This is a genomic window from Streptomyces sp. XY431, from assembly GCF_001279805.1.
Lineage (GTDB): Bacteria > Actinomycetota > Actinomycetes > Streptomycetales > Streptomycetaceae > Kitasatospora > Kitasatospora purpeofusca.
Map to the genome: position 1 here is coordinate 1 of NZ_LGDO01000332.1, position 424 is coordinate 424.

At 84.0% G+C, this 424-nt stretch carries 1 protein-coding gene; it reads right to left on the reverse strand.

Going from position 1 to position 424, the window contains the following annotated elements; all coding sequences use genetic code 11:
- The coding region (locus ADK60_RS24925) for a 5-formyltetrahydrofolate cyclo-ligase (RefSeq protein ID WP_502687455.1) at positions 1–424 on the reverse strand (424 nt) is incomplete at its 3' end.

Below are 424 nucleotides of genomic sequence, written 5' to 3' on the forward strand. Positions count from 1 at the left end.
GGCCCCCGGCCCCCCCCACCCGGCCCAGCCCCCGGTCGAACGACCCCCCCCCCCCCCCCAGCCGCAGCCCCCGCCGGTCCACCGCCAGCCCCGGCAGCAGCACCAGCCCGGCCCCGGTCACCGCCTCCGGGCCGAGCCGCTCGCCGACCGGCTCCAGCAGGCCGCGCCCGGCCGGGGCCAGCGCCGCCGGCCCCGCGTACTCCGCCCAGTCCAGGTCGTTGTCGGCCAACAGGACCGGAAGCAGCACCCGCAGCCCGCGTGCCCGCAGCGCGTCCAGCAGCGGGCGGGTGCCGGGCTCGGCGCCCACCGAGACGTACGCGGCCACCGTGGCCGCCGCTCCCGTCCCCGTCCCCCCCGCCCCGGCCTCCCCCGCCCCCCCGGTCGGCACAGCGGCGGCCCCCAGCGCGCCGGCGTGCCCGGCCAG